The sequence below is a fragment of the Haladaptatus ordinarius genome, from assembly GCF_054177595.1.
The window spans coordinates 1-18626 of record NZ_JBPEHH010000001.1 but is presented as its reverse complement, the minus strand read 5'-3'; the positions used below and the strand labels follow the sequence as shown (position 1 = coordinate 18626).

The 18626-nt window shown below is 61.9% G+C and carries 23 protein-coding genes; 9 read left to right on the top strand and 14 right to left on the bottom strand.

The features are described 5' to 3' along the window. Window positions 1-38 precede the first annotated feature (38 nt). Window positions 39-1055 (bottom strand): NAD-dependent epimerase/dehydratase family protein, encoded by a 1017-nt coding sequence (locus tag ACR3FF_RS00115; RefSeq protein WP_458184937.1) that lies wholly within the window; start codon window positions 1053-1055, stop codon window positions 39-41. A 206-nt stretch (window positions 1056-1261) separates the two neighbouring features. Between ACR3FF_RS00115 and ACR3FF_RS00110 the strand changes: the two genes are divergently transcribed. The 3 genes from ACR3FF_RS00110 to ACR3FF_RS00100 all read left to right on the top strand — a co-directional run bounded on the left by ACR3FF_RS00110 (window position 1262) and on the right by ACR3FF_RS00100 (window position 2650). Beyond that, window positions 1262-1660 (top strand): prefoldin subunit beta, encoded by a 399-nt coding sequence (locus ACR3FF_RS00110; RefSeq protein WP_458184936.1) that lies wholly within the window; start codon window positions 1262-1264, stop codon window positions 1658-1660. A 3-nt stretch (window positions 1661-1663) separates the two neighbouring features. Further along, a complete protein-coding gene (locus ACR3FF_RS00105; protein WP_458184934.1) occupies window positions 1664-1906 on the top strand; it encodes a DUF3194 domain-containing protein in 243 nt (80 codons plus the stop codon). A 243-nt stretch (window positions 1907-2149) separates the two neighbouring features. After that, window positions 2150-2650 carry a DUF5797 family protein gene (locus ACR3FF_RS00100; RefSeq protein WP_458184933.1) on the top strand — a complete coding sequence of 167 codons (501 nt, stop codon included), beginning with the start codon at window positions 2150-2152 and terminating at the stop codon, window positions 2648-2650. Window positions 2651-2685: 35 nt separating this feature from the next. Here the strand turns inward: ACR3FF_RS00100 and ACR3FF_RS00095 are convergent, their stop codons facing one another. Beyond that, the gene (locus ACR3FF_RS00095; protein WP_458184931.1) at window positions 2686-3762 is read right to left on the bottom strand and encodes a DUF5787 family protein; all 1077 of its coding nucleotides are present in this window, start codon (window positions 3760-3762) and stop codon (window positions 2686-2688) included. Between the two features lie 140 nt (window positions 3763-3902). Here ACR3FF_RS00095 and ACR3FF_RS00090 point away from each other — a divergent pair, with 140 nt between their 5' ends. Then, complete coding sequence (locus tag ACR3FF_RS00090; RefSeq protein ID WP_458184929.1) at window positions 3903-4604, top strand: DUF7827 domain-containing protein; 702 nt, start codon at window positions 3903-3905, stop codon at window positions 4602-4604. Window positions 4605-4625: 21 nt separating this feature from the next. On the opposite strand, the gene ACR3FF_RS00085 is transcribed toward ACR3FF_RS00090, so the two are convergent. Further along, the gene (locus ACR3FF_RS00085) at window positions 4626-5054 is read right to left on the bottom strand and encodes a bis(5'-nucleosyl)-tetraphosphatase (RefSeq protein WP_458184928.1); all 429 of its coding nucleotides are present in this window, start codon (window positions 5052-5054) and stop codon (window positions 4626-4628) included. A 193-nt stretch (window positions 5055-5247) separates the two neighbouring features. Between ACR3FF_RS00085 and ACR3FF_RS00080 the strand changes: the two genes are divergently transcribed. Beyond that, window positions 5248-5580 (top strand): 30S ribosomal protein S10, encoded by a 333-nt coding sequence (locus tag ACR3FF_RS00080; protein WP_458184927.1) that lies wholly within the window; start codon window positions 5248-5250, stop codon window positions 5578-5580. A 73-nt stretch (window positions 5581-5653) separates the two neighbouring features. On the opposite strand, the gene ACR3FF_RS00075 is transcribed toward ACR3FF_RS00080, so the two are convergent. The 3 genes from ACR3FF_RS00075 to ACR3FF_RS00065 all read right to left on the bottom strand — a co-directional run bounded on the left by ACR3FF_RS00075 (window position 5654) and on the right by ACR3FF_RS00065 (window position 8118). Further along, window positions 5654-6136: a twin-arginine translocation signal domain-containing protein gene (locus ACR3FF_RS00075; RefSeq protein ID WP_458184926.1), complete on the bottom strand. Its 483-nt coding sequence runs from the start codon at window positions 6134-6136 to the stop codon at window positions 5654-5656. Between the two features lie 159 nt (window positions 6137-6295). Further along, window positions 6296-6550 carry a DUF7513 family protein gene (locus ACR3FF_RS00070; protein ID WP_458184925.1) on the bottom strand — a complete coding sequence of 85 codons (255 nt, stop codon included), beginning with the start codon at window positions 6548-6550 and terminating at the stop codon, window positions 6296-6298. Next, on the bottom strand, window positions 6547-8118 hold the full coding sequence (locus tag ACR3FF_RS00065; protein WP_458184924.1) for a Na+/H+ antiporter NhaC family protein: 1572 nt from the start codon (window positions 8116-8118) through the stop codon (window positions 6547-6549). The genes ACR3FF_RS00070 and ACR3FF_RS00065 overlap by 4 nt, the downstream gene beginning before the upstream one ends. A 265-nt stretch (window positions 8119-8383) precedes the next feature. On the opposite strand from ACR3FF_RS00065, the gene ACR3FF_RS00060 reads away from it, so the two are divergent. Next, complete coding sequence (locus tag ACR3FF_RS00060) at window positions 8384-9667, top strand: amidohydrolase (protein WP_458185344.1); 1284 nt, start codon at window positions 8384-8386, stop codon at window positions 9665-9667. Window positions 9668-9780: 113 nt separating this feature from the next. On the opposite strand, the gene ACR3FF_RS00055 is transcribed toward ACR3FF_RS00060, so the two are convergent. Beyond that, window positions 9781-10098: a HalOD1 output domain-containing protein gene (locus ACR3FF_RS00055; protein ID WP_458184923.1), complete on the bottom strand. Its 318-nt coding sequence runs from the start codon at window positions 10096-10098 to the stop codon at window positions 9781-9783. Between the two features lie 263 nt (window positions 10099-10361). Here ACR3FF_RS00055 and ACR3FF_RS00050 point away from each other — a divergent pair, with 263 nt between their 5' ends. Continuing rightward, window positions 10362-11411, top strand: coding sequence for an NAD(P)-dependent glycerol-1-phosphate dehydrogenase (locus tag ACR3FF_RS00050; protein WP_458184922.1), 1050 nt, complete (start codon window positions 10362-10364; stop codon window positions 11409-11411). 63 nt (window positions 11412-11474) lie between these two features. Here ACR3FF_RS00050 and ACR3FF_RS00045 read toward each other — a convergent pair whose 3' ends face one another. Genes ACR3FF_RS00045 through ACR3FF_RS00035 form a run of 3 tightly spaced genes read right to left on the bottom strand, consistent with a single transcriptional unit; the run spans window position 11475 to window position 13462 of the window. Then, on the bottom strand, window positions 11475-12308 hold the full coding sequence (locus ACR3FF_RS00045; RefSeq protein WP_458184921.1) for an ABC transporter permease: 834 nt from the start codon (window positions 12306-12308) through the stop codon (window positions 11475-11477). Next, entirely contained in the window at window positions 12305-13270 is a 966-nt protein-coding gene (locus tag ACR3FF_RS00040; RefSeq protein WP_458184920.1) for an ABC transporter ATP-binding protein, read from the bottom strand. Before ACR3FF_RS00040 ends, ACR3FF_RS00045 begins: the two co-directional genes overlap by 4 nt. Before the next feature lie 39 nt (window positions 13271-13309). Next, window positions 13310-13462: a hypothetical protein gene (locus ACR3FF_RS00035; protein ID WP_458184919.1), complete on the bottom strand. Its 153-nt coding sequence runs from the start codon at window positions 13460-13462 to the stop codon at window positions 13310-13312. A gap of 40 nt (window positions 13463-13502) precedes the next feature. Between ACR3FF_RS00035 and ACR3FF_RS00030 the strand changes: the two genes are divergently transcribed. Then, window positions 13503-14012 carry a GNAT family N-acetyltransferase gene (locus ACR3FF_RS00030; RefSeq protein WP_458184918.1) on the top strand — a complete coding sequence of 170 codons (510 nt, stop codon included), beginning with the start codon at window positions 13503-13505 and terminating at the stop codon, window positions 14010-14012. 67 nt (window positions 14013-14079) lie between these two features. Here the strand turns inward: ACR3FF_RS00030 and ACR3FF_RS00025 are convergent, their stop codons facing one another. From ACR3FF_RS00025 to ACR3FF_RS00010, 4 genes are read right to left on the bottom strand one after another with little or no spacing between them, the layout of a single operon-like run. Then, window positions 14080-14574: a GNAT family N-acetyltransferase gene (locus ACR3FF_RS00025; protein WP_458184917.1), complete on the bottom strand. Its 495-nt coding sequence runs from the start codon at window positions 14572-14574 to the stop codon at window positions 14080-14082. 45 nt (window positions 14575-14619) lie between these two features. Then, window positions 14620-14940, bottom strand: a complete 321-nt coding sequence (locus ACR3FF_RS00020) for a DUF7126 family protein (RefSeq protein ID WP_458184916.1) — start codon at window positions 14938-14940, stop codon at window positions 14620-14622. Beyond that, window positions 14940-15857: a glutamine-hydrolyzing GMP synthase gene (guaA, locus tag ACR3FF_RS00015; protein ID WP_458184915.1), complete on the bottom strand. Its 918-nt coding sequence runs from the start codon at window positions 15855-15857 to the stop codon at window positions 14940-14942. Before guaA ends, ACR3FF_RS00020 begins: the two co-directional genes overlap by 1 nt. Next, window positions 15857-17503 (bottom strand): CTP synthase, encoded by a 1647-nt coding sequence (locus ACR3FF_RS00010; protein WP_458184914.1) that lies wholly within the window; start codon window positions 17501-17503, stop codon window positions 15857-15859. The genes guaA and ACR3FF_RS00010 overlap by 1 nt, the downstream gene beginning before the upstream one ends. Window positions 17504-17889: 386 nt before the next feature. On the opposite strand from ACR3FF_RS00010, the gene ACR3FF_RS00005 reads away from it, so the two are divergent. After that, the gene (locus ACR3FF_RS00005) at window positions 17890-18531 is read left to right on the top strand and encodes an acyltransferase family protein (protein ID WP_458184913.1); all 642 of its coding nucleotides are present in this window, start codon (window positions 17890-17892) and stop codon (window positions 18529-18531) included. Window positions 18532-18626: the final 95 nt, after the last annotated feature.

The following is an 18626-nucleotide window of genomic DNA, read 5'->3' as shown; positions in this document are numbered from 1 at the left end:
ACGCACCGAGCGCGATGCCAGCGACGGTCAGTTTTCAGTCACTCGCCGCTCCCAGCCATCCCGGACGTGGAACGCGGTTCGAGTGACGGGGTATCTCCCATCTCGACGAGCGTTCCGTCGTCGCGCCACGTTTCGACTACGTCGGCGAGACCATCCCGGTAGGTCGGGTAGCGCGGTTCCCAGTCGAACGTTGCGCGGAACCGCTCGTTCGAGGTCGGTGCAGACTGCGTCAGCAGGCGAACCGACGCCGTGCCGACGACTGGACGTACCAGCCACCCCGGAATCCGGCGTGGCGTCGACGCTCCGAGGTGGTCGGCGAACGTCCGCAGGAAGGTTGCGAACGTGACCGATTCGTCGTCGGTCACGTGCCAGAGACCGGTGGCGTCGGAGTCGACTGCGGTGGCGAACGCCCGTGCCGCGTCTTCGACGTGGAGTATCGAGAGCGTCGCGTCCCGTCTTCCGAGGAGTCCGCCACCGAGGATGGGAAACGTCCCGTCGAGCAGTCCGGAACCCATCTGGCGGGTGTGGGAGGAGTCGGGCGCGTAGAACCACCCACAGCGCAGGATACCGACCTCGAAGCCGTGTTCGTCACCGCCACGTCGGACGATTCGCTCCGCGTCGAGTGCCGACCGCGTCGTCCGGTCCGGATTTGGCGTGGCGTCTTCGTCGAACGGCGACCCGTCCGGCTGTCGGGCGAGCCACGTGATGCTCTGGAAGAGGAGTCGACGGGCGTCGATTTCTGCGGCCACCGAGACGAGATTTCGTGTTCCCCCGGCGCGCACTCGATCGTTGCGAACCCACTCTGCTTCCGTCGGTTTTCGGCTGGTCGGAATCGCGGTCGCGGCGTGGACCAACACGTCACAGTCTTCGGCGGCGGCCAGCAGGGATTCGCGGTCGAGCACGTCACCCCGTCGTGGTTCACCGCCGCGTTCGGCGACGAGTTCGTCCCCTCGTTCGTCGCGCGTGAGACCGACGACGGTGTGGTCTCTGTCGATGAGTTCGGTGACGAGTCGGCGACCGAGGACACCGGTCGCGCCTGCGACGAAAACGTTCATACCTGCCGATTCGTATCAACGTGCTATAATAGTTCTGCCGGAGCGAGACGAATTGATTCGAGTCAGGCCGAGTCGGACCGAGTTGGGAGGCGACAACGTGTCCCGAAGAGTGCGACCCGAATCGACCGACTGCGGTCGATTCCGACCGCTATCCCGCGCTCGTCTAAAAGCGTGGCTTTTTCCGTCCCCACCACGAGAGACGAGGTATGCAGGGTAATCTTCCACCGGAAGCACAGGAGAAGCTCGAACAACTGCAGGACCTTCAGGATACGGCCCAGCAGGTCGCCGTCCAGAAGAACCAGGCCGAGACACAGCTCACCGATGCACAGAACGCGCTCGACGAACTGGAGAACATCGACGAGGACACGACGATGTTCCGCGAGGTCGGCGAACTCTTCGTGAAGACGGACTACGACGAGGCACAGGACGACCTCGAAGACAAGGTCAACAGTCTCGAGATTCGCGTCGAGACGCTCGAAAAGCAAGAAGAACGCGTCCGAGAGCAGTTCGAGAGCCTCCAGAGCGAACTCCAGACCATGCTCGGCGGCGGTGCAGGCGCAGGCCCAGGTGGCCCGACCGGCCCCGGCGGCGCTGGCGGCGCGTAAGCAATGGTCAGCGACGAGGAAGTTGTCCAGACTGCCGCAACGGCGGCCGAGGACGTTATCTTCCAACGTATCAAGCAATCACAAGTGAAAGACTTCGACGTGACTGTCGCGTTCGAAGAGGGCATCCTCGACGTGGACGTGTACGTCAACGCGCCCGACGCGGGTCGGGACGAGGAGAAGGTGGCGAACGACGCCGCACTGGCGGCTCGCGCGGCAGTCGACGAACTGTTCGCCGAGAACGCCTGACCGTCCCGCTTCGACCGCGACCGTTTTTCGATAACTGCACTTCGAGTGACATCCGTGACGAGGTACCGGACACTGGCGCTGGTCGACCGACCACTCGGTCGAGGTGGACTGCTCACGTTGGTCTCGTCACGTCCCCGATGCCCGAGAACGACGCGGGTCGCCGACGCCGCTCCAGAAAAGACGAGGGCGCCGCTCGGGTCGCTCCGCAACAGGGAAATAACACCCACCCATACCCATCGGACGATGACGCTGTCCGAGGAGGCCCGCGAACGACTCGCTGACCTGGTCGAACTCCAGCCCACGAAAAACAGCGAACTACAGGAACGGTGGGGATTAGAAAGCGGGAGCGAAGTCCACCAGTATCTCGAAAACGAACTGAAAGAGTACTACTACCGGGACGAAAACAGCTACATCTGCGCGACGACGGAGGCCAACGACCTCGTGGACGTGGAACCCGGCATGGTCGCCGACGAGGACGGTGACGCGCCGAGCGTCGTCCGCGTGCCGAAACTCCAGCGACAGGTGTTCGACGTACTCGCTGGTCCCGACGACCGCTCCGAGAGCGTCGTCTCCGTCCTCAACAACCTCCGAGAGGCGTTCGACGTCGACCCCGACGTCGACGACGTGCGTTCCGCACTCCAGAGTCTGAAGCGAAAGGGCGTCGTGGAGGTCGTCTACCGAACCGTTCCGACGTTCAAACTCGCCGTCCCGCGCGAGGATATCTCCGTCGAAGAGTCGGGATAACGTTCGATTTTCACCGACGCCGCTCGAAGCGTCTTCTATCCCGGTCGATGTCGCTCCCGGCGCGATTCGAGCAGTCGCTGAATCGCCTTTCCGGGACCACCCTCGATGGGCCACCCTCGCTGTCGCCACGCCGGCGGTTCGGGTTCGAACTGCGGGCATCGCCCCGAACACTCCGCCGCGGTCTGGTGGCGGGCTTTCGCCGCACAGTACGGCAGCATCGTCTCGTTCTCGTGTCGCAGTTCGAAGTGCCGGCAGTCCGGACGCATCGTGCGAGTGTACGACCGCCAGCCGCGTTCGTATGCCCGTTCTGCGATTTCGAGTCGTTTTTCGCGTTTCGTCTCGGGCGAGACGTACTCGAACCGCGCCGCAGACTGGTCGTACTTTCCTCCCGCCGGTCGTTCCAGAATTCGAGTCCCCGGCGCGCTCACGTCGAGCGTCCGGGGAAACCACGCTACTGAGGCGTCGTGGGTTCTCCCGGTGTCGTCTCTCCCGTCCCCGCCGTCACTCCTTTCTGGCGCTCGTTCGCCGACGGTCAGGATGCCTGCCTCGACCGGCATCGATTCGAGCAGCGCAGGTTCGACTCGCTCCCCCGTTTCGCGCGTGGCGATCCACACCTCGTCGGCCAGTGCGAAGGCAACGTCCCGTTCCAACTGCGGGCGCAAATCGCGGGCGGCGCTCGCGTCCAGGTCGGGTTTGTTCTCGATGGCGACGATACGTCGAACCCAGTCTGGATACTCGTATCGCCGTCGGAGTTCGAGGCGTCGACCACGTTTTCGAACGTCTAGAATATCGCGGTCGTCCGCCTCGTGAATCGTCTCCCGGACGTATCGCCACGGATAGCCGGGGTCGGGCAGGGCGTCTCGATACCACTCCCACTCCTCCGGCGCGTTTTGCACGACGAACAAGAGGTCGCCGTCCAACCGTCCGCGACCGAACTGCCTACGCTGTGCGAGTGCGTCCGGATCCACCTCCACGACGACCGTATCCCATCGCCTGCGCTTGACGCCGAGTTGTCGGGCGACGAGTACGCTGCGCTCGTGTCCCTCGGGCGGCCAGTGTCGCTCCGCCCAGCGGCAGACGCGCAGTTCGAAGGTGAACTCCGGTTCGCCCATAGCAGTTCTTTCGCTCGTAGAGTGGTAAGCGATTCGACTAGCTTCGTAACAAAAAACATTTATTTGCTCCTGCGAACGTTCACGTACGCTCGTCACGCGACGGGTGAATGCGGTTTTACCGCTCTACTACCTAGACAACTATGAACGTACGACAAACCCTGACTACCCTGATGGTCGTCTCGCTTCTCGCGGGAACTGCGATGGCAGGCCCCACCGGGAGCGCCACTGACACCACACGAACCCCTGCTGTACAGTCGCCCCTGGTCTACCAACAGGCAGACGATACCAACGGTACGGTCACCTTCAACGATTCCATCTACGACGTGACGCGAGGTGACACGGCCACCATGAACCTCACCCTCACCGACCTCGACAACATCACCGTCCAGGTCGGCGGCGGCCAGTCGGACTACACGCTGAACGCCACCGTCACCGACGGAAACGGTGATGGACAGGTCGTCTTGCTGTTCGACACCGCGAAAGCTGGCAGCGGCGACGGCACGGCGCTGACGACGAAATCGGACGCCGACAACCTCACCGTCACGAACGAAACGACGGTCGACGGCGAACTCCCGGCGAACATGTACGGTCTCACCGTCTACGCCGGAACCGGCGAGAACGCCTCGGCCATCGCCCACGGTGGTCTCAACGTCCAGGCCGACGGAACGACCGACGCCAGGACGACCACGACCACCACGACGGACGATGGATCGGGAGACGAAACGACCACGACTACCGACGCTACGACGACCACGACCGAGAGCGACGGACAACCCGGATTCGGTGTCGCCGTCGCGGTGACCGCGCTCGCAGGAGTTACGCTACTCGCGCGTCGTCGATAACGACCGAAAAATCCGATTTTTTCAGTCCTCGACGTACTCTTCGAGGAACTCGTGTGCGTCGCGGAGGATATCTCGGGGACCGTCCTGCGTGATGGTGTTGATTGCCTGTTCGTAATCGCGCCACTGCAAGTCGCGGTGCTCGTTCGAGAGTTCCGCGCTGGCTTCGTAGGATTTCGCGATGAACAGGTGAACCGTCTTGTGAATCGTCTTGCCGTTCGCTTCGAAGACGTAGCTGTAATCGTCCCGGAAACCGTCGAGGAGGCGGAAATCACTGATTCCCGCTTCTTCTTTCACTTCCCGAATTGCCGTTTGCTGTAGCTCTTCGTCGCCCTCCACGCCGCCTTTGGGGAACTCCCAGTCGCCTGGACGGCTTTTAAGGAGGAGGTATTCCCTGCGACCGCGGGTGTCCCGAAACAGGATCGCACCCGCGCTCGTAGCTTGGACTGCCATTGCGTTCATCTATGAGGTTCGCCATTAAAGGAATGTCGGACCAGCACCGGTGTTCTCGGACGATTTTCCGCGCACGGGTTACATTCTACTATACCTTCATTCATAGAAAACTGTGGGATGTTGAAATTTAACCCCCCGAAACAGAAGCAGACATTTTACGTAGTGGGACGGTATACTGCCTACAGAGCCAGCCATGACTTTCATCACGAAGATACTACTTCAGAGCGGGAACCGACCAGTTCTCGACAAGGTGGTCTCGGAAATCCGCTCGATGGTCGAACGGAAGGGGGCCGAACTCCGGGGGCCACACTCCGACCCACCGGAACGAAAACGAGTGCCACAGTACAAGACGCTCTCGGGGGACGAGAGCAAACAGTTCCGCAGTTGGGAGTACACGGTGTACACGCGGAAGATGGAAATCATCGGTCACAACGACGTCGCTCGCCGTCTCACCGACATGGAGTTCCCGCCCGGAATCCGCGTCGAAATCGAACTCGACAACGTTCAGGGCATGCGAAAAGCGTGAGTGTTTCGTCTTCTATGCGTCTGCTTCGACCCGACTGATTCTCCTGTCGCCGTGAAAAAGAGCCGTCGTGGGATTAGTTTCCGCTACCACCGCCACCGCCGATGCGGCTAGCGGTCGTGTTCAGCAGATTGAGACGCCCGTTGAAGACGTTCGCCTCCGTTGCGAACCGGTAGCGAGTGTCTTCCTGGAGCGTTCCCGTCGTGAACACGTAGCTCGCACCGATGACGTTCTGGTTACCGGTGCTGTATCTCATGGCGTACCCGTTGTAGTCGTCCGGCTGCGAGATCTCCGGAACGGTGTTGCCGTTCGGGAGTCTGAGCAGTTGAATCGTGATGGATTGCGGGAGCTGGGAGACGATGCGGAACGGCGTTCGAGCGATGTAGTCGTCGGTGTACACGAGCACGTCGTCTCTCTGCTGTGCAGCGGTCGTCCCCGCCCCGGCGAGGCCGAGTCCGACTGCGCTAGCCGTCAATGCACCTTTCTTCATGAAATCCCTGCGTGAGTCGTCTGTTTTCGTCCCTGTCCTGTCTCTCGTGTCGTTTTTCTCGTTCTTCATCGAGTGGCACCCCCCCACAGGTGCTGCGCGATTAACTACGGATTCTATCGCTATAAATGTTGGCTGAACTGAATGTCACCTGGTGACCTCACGGTAACTGGCTCCTGTCTCGATGTCGACGTCGAAGAAGTTCGGCCGTAGATGGCCCGAGAACGACGCTCAGTCTATCGGTTCGAGATACGTCGCCCGTCCGACGTGGTCGTTCGCGTCGAATTCCTCTATGCGAAGTCGGACGTGAGTGTCTATCGCACTCACAGGTGCGCCATCGACGTCGAGGATGGTGTCACCGACCCGAGCGACGGCAGTCCCGTTCTCGTAGCCCGTGATGTACAGGTCTATCTCTTCACCCACGTCGAACTCGGGTTTGTTCGTGCGGAACGACCACCCCTTGAGATACTTGTCGAAGAGACTCATACTCGTGCCACCTCCTCGGAGCGGCGGTCGGAGACGTACTCCAGACCGAATCCGGTCAGTGCAGAGAGCATGAAGACGCCGAACAGGAACCAGCCGTGGAAGACGAAGAGCCAGACTTCGGCGGGGTTGACCACCATCGACTGCGTGAACCATCCGAACTGGCTGTTGTCCACGAGCTGAATCATCGTTGCGTACCCGACCAACACGCCGCCACCCCACGGGAAGATGTATCCCATCGCGGAGCTATTGGCGTCGAGGATGTTCGCACGCCGGTAACCGTTGATGTTGAACCGCTGGCCGATACGGGCGACGTACGGTGCGATAGCGATTTCTGCCGCCGTGTTGATGGTTATCATCGCGTTGACGCCCGCCGTCCCGAGTACCATCGTTGTCTCTGCCCGACGGACGCTGGTGGCGACGCTGTTCAACAGCCAGTTCTGCAGCGCTTCGAAGCCTCCGCCCCGAATCATGATCTGTGCGCCCGCGACGATGAGCAAGGTCAACACGATGAGCGGGAAGAAGCCTTCCGCGCCGGCGTAGAGGCTCCCGCTGACGGTACCAGCGGTCTCAGCATCCGGCGCGACGACCTGCACTATCGGCAGGAATCCCAGTTCCTGCGCGAACGGTCCGTTTCTCGGCGCGTAGAAGAGGAGCATCCTCTGAAGCGGGGCGAGGCCGAGCGTGAGGTTGACGACGACGGCGAAGAGGAGTCCCCACGAGATGGCCTCCACGATGTGTCGCCCCGCGACTGCCGTCACGATGACGATGAGCATCGAGACGAGGTGGACGAGACCGACCGGGTCTCCTTCGAGGACGCTGGACCCCGAGACGGGGTCTCCCTGCATCATCGACCCCGCGATGACGTACCCCGCGAGCGCCAGTATCGCCGCGAAGATGGCGTACTTGAACCGGGAGGCGACGACGCCACCGATGTCCGAGTCCTGTGTCACCGCGCTTACGATGGTCGTGTCGCTGACCGGCGCGAGGTTGTCACCGAACACGGCACCCGAGAGAATCGCGCCGAACATCAACGCCGGACTCGCGCCGATGAGAACGCCCGCAGGGAAGAACAGCCCCGTGAACGCGATGGTCGTCCCGTAGCCGGTTCCGATACCCGTCGCCAGCAGTGCGGCGAGGATGAACGTCGCCGCCGGGAACAACGCGGCACCGACGCTCAGCGCGTCGGCAGCCCAGACGAGCCCTTCTACGAAACCACCGTCTTGGAGCACCTGTGCGAACATGCCTGCCCACAGCCACGCGACGATGGCCGTCGCAGCCACGCGCTGGGTCATCCCCTCGAAGATGGTGTTCGCGTAGGTCTTCCAGTCGCCTTTCGCGAAGAACATGCCCACGATGAGCGAGACGAGCATCCCGATGACGAGCCCCGTCGTGTCCCCGATGCCGAGGAACCCGCTCTGGAAGACCGCCCAGACGATGAACAGCGCGATGGGGATGGTGCTCATCCACTTCCCGCCGTAGAACTCGATTCGCGGACCGCTCCGGGCCTCTTTCGCTTCCATCAACTCTTCTTCTACCGCTTCGTCGCGACTTTCATCTGACGCACCCATCTATTTTACCTCTATCATGCTATGCCATGACCACACGGGACTATAAATCACAGTTCGTGCGAGGTGATACGTCGACATGGCGAACACGACCACGAACGTGCTACGCGCTTTCGACGACCCCGTCTTCGAGCCGTACCGAGCCGACCCCCCACCGAACGCAGTTCCGGACGCTGGTCGAGTCCTCCAGAATCCCCACGTCTGCTCGAAACGAGCAACCCCTGCCCGCTCTCGAGATTTTAAGACGGCGGCCTTCGTCCGCCCCTACATGACCCAGCAAACACGCCGAGACCGCCTGGTCGAACTCCGCCGTGACCTCCACCGTCACCCCGAACCCGCGTGGCGTGAGTTCTACACCACCTGCCGAATCGTGGCCGAACTCGAATCCATCGGCGTCGACGAACTGTACGTCGGTCCGGAGGTGCTCTCCGAAGACGAGCGCATGGCCGTCCCCGACGACGCCGAACTCGGTCGCTGGTACGAACAGGCGCGACAGGCGGGCGCACGCGAGGACATCCTCGAACGACTCGAAGGCGGCTTCACGGGCGCACTCGCCGTCGTCGGACGCGGCGAAGGACCGACCATTGCCCTGCGCGTGGACATCGACGGCCTCCTCCGCGAGGAGTCGGCCGACGACGACCACGTTCCGGCGGCCGAGGGCTTTCGCTCCGAGCACGCGGGCGCGATGCACGCCTGCGGTCACGACGCGCACACGACCATCGGTCTGGGCGTCGTCGAGGCCATCGAGGAGAGTGACTTCGAGGGGACGCTGAAGGTGCTCTTTCAACCCGGCGAGGAGATGGTCGCCGGCGGGAAGCCGATGGCGAAAAGCGGCCATCTGGACGACGTGGACTATCTGCTCGCGGTTCACATCGGTCTCGACCACCCGACCGGTGAGGTCGTCGCCGGCATCGACGGCTTTCTCGCGGTGAGTCACTTCCGTGCGGAGTTCGAGGGGGAACCGGCCCACGCCGGCGGTAAACCGGACGAAGGCGAGAACGCGGTACAGGCGATGGCGGCCGCCATCCAGAACCTCTACGCCATTCCTCGCCACAGCGACGGCCCGACGCGCGTCAACGCCGGACTGGTCGGCGGTGGGACGGCGACGAACATCATCCCCGAACACGCCTTCATCGAGGGCGAGGTGCGCGGCGAGACAACCGAACTCAAAGATTACATGAAAGAGCGTGCCGAGCGCATCCTCGAAAACGCGGCGGCGATGCACGGTTGTTCGGTGGAACTGAGTACGGAGGGCGAAGCACCTAGCGCCGAGAGCGACGAAGGGCTTGTCGACATCGTCGACGGCGTCGCGCGCGAAACCCGGGGCGTGGACAACCCCATTCGCCGGGATTCGCTCGGCGGGAGCGAAGACGCGACGTATCTCATGCAGGAGGTCCAGAAAAACGGCGGTCTCGCGGCCTACGTCGGCGTCGGCACCGACCACCCCGGCGGCCACCACACGGCGACCTTCGACGTCGACGAAGACAGTCTCCCCGTCGCGGTCGACCTCCTCTCCGGTTCGATTCGGGAGATAGCCCGCCAGCGTCCCTGACCACGCTCGGCGGGGGTGCCGTCGTGATGAGATCGCGGGCGGTCCGTCGTTCAGAAATGTACGAACGGCGTCTCCACTCGGGACTCCCGTGGAGAGACGCTTACAGGTCTTCGCTAACTCTGTTCTCGAACGACGATTTCACCGTAGCTTTCGACGGTTACCTCGTAATCGAGGATGGTGAACACGACCGTCCCACCCATCCGCGGCGTGCCATCGTGCCTGTCGGTAAATAGATTGTCTAGTGCATCCGGGTCGATAGCGTCGTAGAGCGGTACCCCCATCGATGCGGGGTCGTCCCCGGCGACCTCGGCGAGCGCTTTGACCACTGCCGTGCTGAGCGGTTCGCCATCGGTGTAAGAGGCGTGTCGATTCTGATTGCTCGTGTTCGCGATAACGCTTCCATCGTCACTGTCGTTAATATTCCCGTTCATAGGTGTAGACCTCTCGAATACCGTGGATCCGGCTTGGTCTACCGAAGGCATTGCGACGGGCTATTATAAAAATTACCGTATCCATTTGAAACTGTTGTCTGAGTGTAACTATCTTCGTAACACTCGATAGTCCGGTCTGCTCCGTCAGCGGTCGCTTACCGTTTTTCCTTCCACACCGCCACGGCGTGCTCCGAAACCACTTCGGGTCGATTCGCGCTCCTCGGAGCGGAAACTGTTTCACGGCGCACGAACGACTGAGGGTTATGTTCGAGAAGTCGACGTGGATTCGTCTCCCGCGGAACGTCCTGGTGGGCCACGGCGTCCTCTCGGAGACGGTAGATGCCATCTCCGAACTCCACTTGCACGGAACTCCCCTGCTCGTGACGAGTCCGACGCCGAACGAAGTCGCCGGAGAGCGCGTCGCTGACCAGTTCGAGGACGCGGGATTCGACGTCGAAACGGTCGTCGTCGAGGAAGCGAGTTTTGCATCGGTACAGCGCGTCATGGCGGTCGCCCGTGAGGTCGATGCCGGCTACCTCGTCGGCGTCGGTGGTGGCAAGGCCATCGACATCGCCAAGATGGCGAGCGACGAGTTGGGACACGGTTTCGTCTCGATTCCGACCGCAGCGAGCCACGACGGTATCGTCAGCGGGCGCGGTTCGGTCCCCGAGAAGGACACCCGGCACAGCGTGGCCGCAGAACCGCCGCTCGCGGTGGTCGCCGACACGGAAATCCTCGCGGACGCGCCGTGGCGGCTCACCACTGCGGGGTGTGCCGACATCATCAGCAACTACACCGCCGTCAAGGACTGGCGACTCGCGAACCGGCTCCAGAACGTCGAATTCTCCGAGTACGCGGCCGCACTCTCGGAGATGACCGCCGAGATGCTGGTGGACAACGCCGACTCCATCAAACCCGGCCTCGAAGAGTCGGCGTGGGTCGTCACCAAGGCGCTGGTCTCCTCCGGCGTGGCGATGAGCATCGCCGGGTCGTCACGCCCGGCCAGCGGCGCGGAACACCTCTTTTCACACCAACTCGACCGACTCGTGCCCGACGCGGCCCTCCACGGCCACCAGGTGGGCGTTGGCACCATCATCACGGAGTACCTCCACGGCGGCGACTGGCAAGGAATCCGCGACGCGCTGGCGACCATCGGCGCACCGACGACGGCGGACGAACTCGGAATCGACGCCGGGACGGTCGTCGAATCGCTCACGACGGCCCACGAGATTCGCGACCGCTATACGATTCTCGGGAACGGGATGAACGAAGCCGCGGCCATCGAAGCGGCAGAACGAACGGGCGTAATCTAATCGCTGGTTTCGCTAGAACGGTGCCGGTACCGTTTCAGTGGTCGAGGAAGGTTTTTCCGCGAGTTAGCTCAGGTCGACGCTTCGGAACCGCCAGTAGCCCAGTACCACGGGGACGACCAGCCACGCGAGCATGATGACCACCAGGAACCACTCCTGCAGATAGAAGGGAACGTCACCGCCGAGCAGTTGCTCGAACTGGAGCGTCGTCTCCGGGTTCATGAGATACGTCGAGAGCGTCGAGTAGGCGTTCTTCGGGTTTATCATCTGGACGAAGAAGTACCACGCCGGGAGTCCGCTCGTGACGGTCGGCATTCCACCCTTGACGACGTAGTAGACGCCCAGCGGTACGAAATCCCAGATGAGCTGGAAGACGAAGAACAGCCCTATCGCGCCCGCCATCGCACGCGACCGGGTCGCCATCATCGCCGAGAAACCGACAGCGATTCCGACGAACACCAGCCCGAAAAACAGGGTGTTCAGGCCGACCAGGGCGAAATCGACGACCGGGAACGAACCGTACTGGACGAGTAGCACGACTGCCCCTGCGAGGAAGGCGATAATCGTCGCTACGGAGACGACGGTCGCACGGCCGACGAGTTTCCCGATTACCACGTCTCGACGCGTGTGTGGCAATCCGAGCAGTATCTTGATGCTCCCCGACTCGCGTTCCCCCGCGATGGCGAGATACGCGACGACGAGGGCGGCGAGCGGAACTATCATCGCCGCTGGCGCACTGAGCCACTGGAGCGCCTGACTGGCTTGTTGCTGTTCGAGGATGACGCCAGCCGCGTACATCCCGCCGGCGGTGGTCAAGACGAACAGAGCGGTGATGGCCCAGAGCATCTTCGAGCGCGCCGCGTCTTCGAAGTCCTTGCGCGCGACGACTGCCCAGCTCATGTTTGTGCCCCCTGTTCGGCTTCGGCGTCGTCCGTCACGCTATCTTCGAGCCGCTGGTCGCCGGCGTCGGAGGTGTAGGTGGTAAAGAGGTCTTCGAGCGAGGACTCTTTGGTGGTAATGTCGGTGACGGTGGAACCGGCCTCCTCGACCCGGTTGATGACCTTGGCTTTCGCGCTCGATTCGGTGTAGGTGACGACAATGCGGTTGCCGTCTATCGTGACGTTGGTCACGCCGTCGATGTCGGCCAGCGCCACCTCCGGCACGCTGTCGACCGTGAGTTCCATGGTGGCCCCGGAGTCGGTGGCCTTGCGCAACCCGGCGATGGTGTCGACGGTGACGAGTTCGCCGCGATTCATGATGGCGACGCGGTCGCAGACCGCCTCGACCTGGCTGAGAATGTGGCTGGAGAAGAAGACGGCGGTGCCGCGTGCGGCCTCGGCGCGGATGATTTCGCGCATCTCGCGCACGCCGTTCGGGTCGAGTCCCGAGGAGGGTTCGTCCAGGATGAGCAGGTCGGGGTCACCGACGAGCGCCATCCCGAGCGTGAGCCGCTGGCGCATCCCTTTCGAGTAATCGCCCGCCGGACGCGCGGCGTCCTCGGCCGAGAGGCCGACGCGTGCTAGGATGTCCGCGACGGTGTCGTCGGTCTGCTTGGAGTCGATGGCGAACTGGACGTGTTTTTGCCCGGAGAGACGGTCGTAGAGGTCGAACGCATCGGGGAGGATGCCGATGCGCCGATGGATGGCCTGCGTCTCGGCCTGGGCGTCGTAGCCGAGCACGGTGGCACTGCCGGTGGTGGGCCGGACGTAGTCTAAGAGCATGTTGATGGTGGTGGATTTGCCCGACCCGTTCGGGCCGAGGAAGCCGAAGACCTCGCCTTCCTCGACCTCGAGGTCGAGATCGGAGACGGCGACCACGTCGCCGAACCGCTTCGTGAGACCAGTCGTTTGAATGGCGGCCATGGCCCCTCGTTTGTCCTCATGTGGTTTAAACGTACTTCGTCATGACATCTCTCGACACACCTGTTTGCAGTCCACACACGACACGAGGCTATCCGAGGTCCGACCGTTCGACGACGGACAGCCGAGACCCAGCGGGACGACGAGCCAGACGGCGAGGACGACCGGCACGAACCACTCTTCGAGGGAAAACACTTCGAGAAAAACTTTTGACAGTTCGTGCCGAAATCTTCGTATGGCCGACCCTCTCATTCGCCGCGCGGAACCGGACGACGCGACGGCTATCCAGCGCGTCGCCCGAGACTCGTGGCACGCCGCGTACGACGAGATCATCGGGGCCGACACCGTCGACGAGACCATCGAGGAGTGGTACGACCCCGACGGCCTCCGCGATAGCACGACTCACGCCGACCACGAAGTGTTCGTCGCGGAGCGTCCGGAGGGAACCGTCGTCGGGTTCGTCCACGCTGCACCGTTCTCGGACGAGGTGGACACGTACCTGCTCGTTCGAATCTACGTCGTCTCGGAGGAGTGGGGGTCGGGTCTCGGCACCCGCCTGCTCGACTGCGTCGAGGAACGCTTGCGTGAACGGTCCATCGAACGCCTCCGATTGAACGTCTTCGCAGAGAACGAGGTGGGCGTGGGCTTCTACGAATCCCGTGGTTTCGAGCGCGTCGACGAGCGCGCCGAGGGCGGGTTCGGTGTCCGGGAGTTCGTGTACGAGAAGCGACTCTCGCCGGAGTGAGCGGGAACGAGGTTGGTAGGCCGGTACGGGCGACGAAAACGACGTCGCTCGTCTCTCGGTTCAGCCACTACGTTCGCAGGTACATCCCACGCGAGGCGGGTGCGGTGTACTCGAACCCGAACCGTTCGTAGAACCCCTCGACGTCCGCCATGAGGTTCACGTAGGCCGACTCGGGCGCGTTTTCCTCGAGGTACGCCATCAGTCGCTCCATCATCTTCGTGCCGAGACCCCGCCGCTGGTGGTCGGGATGGACGACCATATCGCAGAGGTAGTACACCGAACCACCGTCACCGACGATGCGAGCCATGCCGACGACATCGCAATCCCTGCTGCCCTCTCTATCATCACCGTGTCTCTCGCTCCCCTTGTACACTACCGTCACGCCGAAGACCGAATTCGGTAGCCCCCGTTCGACCCCATCACGGCTTCTGGGGGTCATGTCGGCGGCCTTGCGGAGCGTGAGAAACTCCTCAGGCGTCGGTAGTTCGTCACGGAGTTCGTAGGGCGTCGAGTCGTCTCGAGTGTCGTCAGACGTAGAATCGTCTCGACGGTCGCGGGGCATGGAACGACGTCGGATAGCGAAGAGATTAGCTCTGTCTATCCCGATTCAGTCGACCAACTCTTCGGCCACCGAAGCCACCGTCAAGAGATTCGGGTCGACGATGAGGTCGGCCTGCGCACGCGCGAACTCGGGAATCGTGTTCTCGTCGTAGACGACGACTTTGACGCCGGGGTTCACGTCTTTCGCCACGGCGATAGCGGTGGCCTGTCCCACGTCGGTCAGGACGAACAGGTCGGCGTCGTGGATGCCGGCGTCTTCGAGCGCGGGGCGGGAGGCGATTCCATCGACGCGGGTCGTCTCGGCGCCTTCTTTCTCCAGCGCCGAACCGAGTCCGCTCTCGTCGGGACCTGCGATGACTGCGCGCATCACTCGTACTCGATGGTCGCCGGGGGTTTATGTGTCACGTCGTAGACGACGCGGGCGACGTTCTCGTTTTGCCCCGTGATGCGCGACTGGATGCGCTGGAGCGTCTCCCAGTCGAGTTCCTGTGCACGCGCGGTCATCCCGTCGCGCGATTCGACCGACCGAACCGCGACGATCCACCCGTGAACGCGGTTGTCGCCTTTCACGCCCGTTCCCTTGCCGATGACGGCGGCGAACGCCTGCCACGGGTCGTACTCCTCCAGTTCCTCCTCGACCACGTGACACGCGTCGCGGGCGACCTGGGCCTTCTCTCGGGTCACCTCGCCGATGACGCGAACGGCGAGTCCCGGCCCCGGGAAGGGCATCCGCTCGGAGATTATCTCTTCGAGACCGAGCGCGCGCGCCACCTCGCGCACCTCGTCCTTGTAGAGGTCGCGGACGGGTTCGACGATGCCTTCGAAGTCCACCACGTCCGGCAGGCCGCCGACGTTGTGGTGGGATTTGATGCCACCCTCGCTCTCGATTCGGTCGGGGTAGATGGTACCCTGCACGAGATACTCGGCGTCCGTCTCCTTGGCCTCGCGCTCGAACTCCCGGATGAACTGCTCGCCGATGACGGCACGCTTCTCTTCGGGGTCGGTGACGCCCGAGAGGGCGTCGAAGAATCGGTCCTGTGCCTCTACGACCTGCAACGAACTCATGTAGGAGAACGTCTTGCGAATCTGGGTCGTCTCGCCCTTCCGCATCAGGCCCGTATCGACGTAGACGGGCGTCAACTGGTCGCCGATGGCCTTGTACGCCAGCGCGGCGGCCACGGAGGAATCGACGCCACCAGACAGCGCGATGATGGCGTGTTCGTCGCCGACTTCCGCTCGAATCTCTGCGACCGCTTCCTCGATGAACTTGCCAGTTTCGACCATCAGACATCCACCTCCTGTTCGAGTTCGGTCTCGTCTAACACCGCTTCGAGGAGGCCGACGAACGGCGGACTCGCCCGACCGGGGCGGGAACGGAACTCGGGGTGGAACTGCGTCCCGATGAAGTACGGATGGTCGTCGAGTTCGAGAATCTCCATCCGATTGCCCGCGCGACCGGAGAAGACGAGGCCGGAGCCATCGAAGTCGTCGAAGTATTCGGGATTCACCTCGTAGCGGTGACGGTGGCGTTCGGTACACTGGGTCGCACCGTACACCTCGTAGGCGAGGCTACCCGGTTCTATCTGCGTCTCGTGGGCACCGAGGCGCATCGTACCGCCCATGTCTTCGACTTCGTACTGTTCGGGGAGGATGTCGATGACGGGGTGTGGCGTGTCGGGGTCCATCTCTGCGGAGTTCGCGCCCGTCAGTCCGAGGACGTTTCGGGCGAACTCCACGACGGCCATCTGGAAGCCCAGACACAGGCCGAGGAACGGAACGTCGTGTTCACGGGCATAGCGAACGGCGTCGATTTTGCCCTGCGTGCCGCGACTGCCGAACCCGCCGGGGACGACGATTCCGTCCGCCTCTCTCAGTCGCTCTTCGTGGTCGTCGTCCATCTCGTCGGAGTCCACCCAGAGGACGTTCACGTCGACGTTCTTCTCCAGTCCGGCGTGTTTCAGCGCCTCGTGGATGGACATGTAGGCGTCTTCGAGCGCGTACTTCCCGACCAGGGCGATGTCGACCTCGCCCTCCGTCTCCTGCGTGACGAGGTCGCGCCACTCGCTGTCGCGCTCGGCTTTCGGCATTGCGTTGTCGGCCAGTTCGAGTTGGGTCATGACGTACTCGTCTAGACCCTCCTCCTCTACGACCAGCGGGACGTGGTAGATGTCCTCTACGTCGGGGTTCGAGAAGACGGCGTCCGTCGGCACGTCACAGAAGAGTGCGATCTTCGATTTCGTCTCGGGGTCGAGTTCGTCGTCGGAGCGCCCCACGAGCACGTCGGGTTGCAGGCCGATGCTCCGCAGTTCTTTCACGCTGTGTTGGGTCGGTTTCGTCTTCTGCTCGCCGTTCTTCGAGTACGGGACGAGCGTGACGTGGGTCAACAGGAAGTCCTCGTCGTCCTGTTCGGTGGCGAACTGACGGAGGGCTTCGAGGAACGGCATGCTCTCGATGTCGCCCACCGTGCCGCCGACCTCCACGATACACACGTCGTGGCCGTCGGCAGCCTCGCGGATACGGCGTTTGATTTCGTCCGTGATGTGCGGGATAATCTGGACGGTCTTACCGAGGTAATCGCCGGCGCGCTCTCGCTCGATGACGTTCTTGTACGCTTTCCCGGTGGTGATGTTGTGGTCGAACGTCATATCCACACCGAGGAAGCGCTCGTAGTTTCCAAGGTCTAAGTCCACCTCGCCACCGTCTTTCAGCACGTACACCTCGCCGTGCTGGTAGGGATTCATCGTCCCCGCGTCCACGTTGAGATACGGGTCGATCTTCACGGCAGTCACGTCGAACCCGGCGTTGGCGAGCAGTCGGCCGGTGCTCGCGGCGGTAATGCCTTTGCCGAGTCCGGACATGACGCCCCCTGTGACGAAAATGAACTTCTCCCCCATCGTGGGGTCGTAGTCTGTCTCGGGGTTAGTCGGCATACTGACTTTCTGCGAGCGGTGTTCAAAACGATTTCGGGAACAAACTGTAATGCTAAGAATTGTCTTACCATCTGGCAGCTTTTGTCTACCTGTTAACTTATTTACCTACTATAAAAACGAATAATGCGATTAAAACGCCCCGGAAAATGCCTCTGTGGCTACCAAATATTGTGATATGGTTTCTAAGTAGTATTATATTATAGATTTATTATGTATACGGTAATTCTGAATAAGGAACTCGCCCCGTCGTCGCCGTACTCTCGTCCGTCTCGGATACGTGAAATGCGGTGCTATCGAAGCGGCCACGAACTAACTTGACTTTCTCGCCGTATCGGAGACACTTTAAATTAGCGCGGAGCGACTTCTCAATGGATATTTGAGCTACGATGAGTGATCGAATTCACAGCATAGATACCCTGCGAGCGGTCGCTATATTTTTCATCGTCATCGGACACGTGCAACCGTTTCGAGGCTTCGGAACGTACGGAAATCACATCTACTTCGTGATGGACACAATCGGTCAGTTCGACGTTCCGTTCTTTTTCGTAACGTCCGGATACTTTCTCGCAAAGACGGTGACTGCCGACAACGTCGAATCGACCGTCAGTGGCTTCGTCCGGAAACTCGGGTCAATATACCTGTTCGGGAGACTGCTCTCAGTGACGACAGTAATCGGTCTCGCGTTGTTCCAAGGCGTTCCTGTAGCGAATGCCCTCGTCAACCGTGGCCTCGACAACATCTCCACGGTCGACCTCCTGTACTCTGGAAGCGCGCTTTCCGTTCCACTATGGTTTCTGACGGCATTGATTTACGCTCTCGTTTTCGTCGCTTGCTTTGTCAAGTTCGAAAAAACCCGCTTTCTACTGCCCGTTGCTGGGCTTTTCCACACCGTGGGTCTCGTCCGAACGAATTATGGAATGCTCGTTGACGTACCGTTTCGAACACGGGATGCCCTCTTCTTTGGATTCTTCTACGTCGCTCTCGGATACCACATCAGTTCGGTCCATTCGTATTCGGTTAAGACGTAAAACCAGCATACAGTGCTGCATTCACCTCCTCAAGAAGCGTCTGGCGTGACGGAGCTGGTTGTCTCGCCTCTCGATACCACGTGTTCGGGAGATTC